Origin of the sequence: Serratia sp. Z4, assembly GCF_009900725.1 — a bacterium.
GTDB classification, from domain to species: Bacteria; Pseudomonadota; Gammaproteobacteria; order Enterobacterales; family Enterobacteriaceae; genus Serratia; species Serratia nematodiphila.
On sequence record NZ_JAAABD010000025.1, the window covers coordinates 1 to 2,996 of the forward strand.

Genomic DNA, 2,996 nt, shown 5'->3' on the forward strand with positions numbered 1-2,996 from the left:
AAAACACCTTCGGTGTTGTAAGGTTAAGCCTCACGGATCATTAGTACTGGTTAGCTCAATGCATCGCTGCACTTACACACCCAGCCTATCAACGTCTTAGTCTTAAACGTTCCTTCAGGGGCCTTAAAGGTCCAGGGAAGACTCATCTTGAGGCAAGTTTCGCGCTTAGATGCTTTCAGCGCTTATCTTTTCCGCACTTAGCTACCGGGCAATGCCATTGGCATGACAACCCGAACACCAGTGGTGCGTTCACTCCGGTCCTCTCGTACTAGGAGCAACCCCTCTCAATCTTCCAACGCCCACGGCAGATAGGGACCGAACTGTCTCACGACGTTCTAAACCCAGCTCGCGTACCACTTTAAATGGCGAACAGCCATACCCTTGGGACCTACTTCAGCCCCAGGATGTGATGAGCCGACATCGAGGTGCCAAACACCGCCGTCGATATGAACTCTTGGGCGGTATCAGCCTGTTATCCCCGGAGTACCTTTTATCCGTTGAGCGATGGCCCTTCCATTCAGAACCACCGGATCACTAAGACCTACTTTCGTACCTGCTCGAGCCGTCACTCTCGCAGTCAAGCTAGCTTATGCCTTTGCACTAACCTCACGATGTCCGACCGTGATTAGCTAACCTTCGTGCTCCTCCGTTACTCTTTGGGAGGAGACCGCCCCAGTCAAACTACCCACCAGACACTGTCCTCACCCCGGATCACGGGGCCGAGTTAGAACATCAAACATTAAAGGGTGGTATTTCAAGGATGGCTCCACGCAGACTGGCGTCCACGCTTCAAAGCCTCCCACCTATCCTACACATCAAGGCTCAATGTTCAGTGTCAAGCTATAGTAAAGGTTCACGGGGTCTTTCCGTCTTGCCGCGGGTACACTGCATCTTCACAGCGAGTTCAATTTCACTGAGTCTCGGGTGGAGACAGCCTGGCCATCATTACGCCATTCGTGCAGGTCGGAACTTACCCGACAAGGAATTTCGCTACCTTAGGACCGTTATAGTTACGGCCGCCGTTTACTGGGGCTTCGATCAAGAGCTTCGCCTTGCGGCTGACCCCATCAATTAACCTTCCAGCACCGGGCAGGCGTCACACCGTATACGTCCACTTTCGTGTTTGCACAGTGCTGTGTTTTTATTAAACAGTTGCAGCCAGCTGGTATCTTCGACTGGCTTCAGCTCCATCCGCAAGGGACTTCACCTACATGCCAGCGTGCCTTCTCCCGAAGTTACGGCACCATTTTGCCTAGTTCCTTCACCCGAGTTCTCTCAAGCGCCTTGGTATTCTCTACCTGACCACCTGTGTCGGTTTGGGGTACGATTTAATGTTACCTGGAGCTTAGAGGATTTTCCTGGAAGCAGGGCATCAACTACTTCTGCACCGTAGTGCATCGTCATCACGCCTCAGGGTTAGTATGCAACCGGATTTACCAGGTCACACCCCCTACACGCTTAAACCGGGACAACCGTCGCCCGGCTAGCCTAGCCTTCTCCGTCCCCCCTTCGCAGTAACACCAAGTACAGGAATATTAACCTGTTTCCCATCGACTACGCTTTTCAGCCTCGCCTTAGGGGTCGACTCACCCTGCCCCGATTAACGTTGGACAGGAACCCTTGGTCTTCCGGCGAGCGGGCTTTTCACCCGCTTTATCGTTACTTATGTCAGCATTCGCACTTCTGATACCTCCAGCAACCCTCACAGGCCACCTTCAACGGCTTACAGAACGCTCCCCTACCCAACAACGCCTAAGCGTCGCTGCCGCAGCTTCGGTGCATGGTTTAGCCCCGTTACATCTTCCGCGCAGGCCGACTCGACCAGTGAGCTATTACGCTTTCTTTAAATGATGGCTGCTTCTAAGCCAACATCCTGGCTGTCTATGCCTTCCCACATCGTTTCCCACTTAACCATGACTTTGGGACCTTAGCTGGCGGTCTGGGTTGTTTCCCTCTTCACGACGGACGTTAGCACCCGCCGTGTGTCTCCCGTGATAACATTCTTCGGTATTCGGAGTTTGCATCGGTTTGGTAAGCCGGGATGGCCCCCTAGCCGAAACAGTGCTCTACCCCCGAAGATGAGTTCACGAGGCGCTACCTAAATAGCTTTCGGGGAGAACCAGCTATCTCCCGGTTTGATTGGCCTTTCACCCCCAGCCACAAGTCATCCGCTAATTTTTCAACATTAGTCGGTTCGGTCCTCCAGTTAGTGTTACCCAACCTTCAACCTGCCCATGGCTAGATCACCGGGTTTCGGGTCTATACCTTGCAACTAATCGCCCAGTTAAGACTCGGTTTCCCTACGGCTCCCCTATACGGTTAACCTTGCTACAAAATATAAGTCGCTGACCCATTATACAAAAGGTACGCAGTCACACCACGAAGGTGCTCCCACTGCTTGTACGTACACGGTTTCAGGTTCTATTTCACTCCCCTCGCCGGGGTTCTTTTCGCCTTTCCCTCACGGTACTGGTTCACTATCGGTCAGTCAGGAGTATTTAGCCTTGGAGGATGGTCCCCCCATATTCAGACAGGATGTCACGTGTCCCGCCCTACTCATCGAACTCACGACCTGTGCATTTTAGTGTACGGGGCTATCACCCTTTACTGCGCGACTTTCCAGACGCTTCCACTAACACACAAGCCGATTCAGGTTCTGGGCTCCTCCCCGTTCGCTCGCCGCTACTGGGGGAATCTCGGTTGATTTCTTTTCCTCGGGGTACTTAGATGTTTCAGTTCCCCCGGTTCGCCTCATGCCACTATGTATTCATGACATGATAGTGTGTCGAAACACACTGGGTTTCCCCATTCGGGTATCGCCGGTTATAACGGTTCATATCACCTTACCGACGCTTTTCGCAGATTAGCACGCCCTTCATCGCCTCTGACTGCCTAGGCATCCACCGTGTACGCTTAGTCACTTAACCTCACAACCCGAAGATGTTTCCATCGTTCGCGCTGCAAACATTTGAGAGACTCTATGACAGGTTACTCTT

1 rRNA gene is annotated in these 2,996 nt (G+C 52.6%); it reads right to left on the bottom strand.

The features are described from left to right. Nucleotides 1-19 precede the first annotated feature (19 nt). Nucleotides 20-2,927: ribosomal RNA gene (locus GT753_RS25590) — 23S ribosomal RNA — on the bottom strand. Between the last annotated feature and the right edge of the window lie 69 nt (nucleotides 2,928-2,996).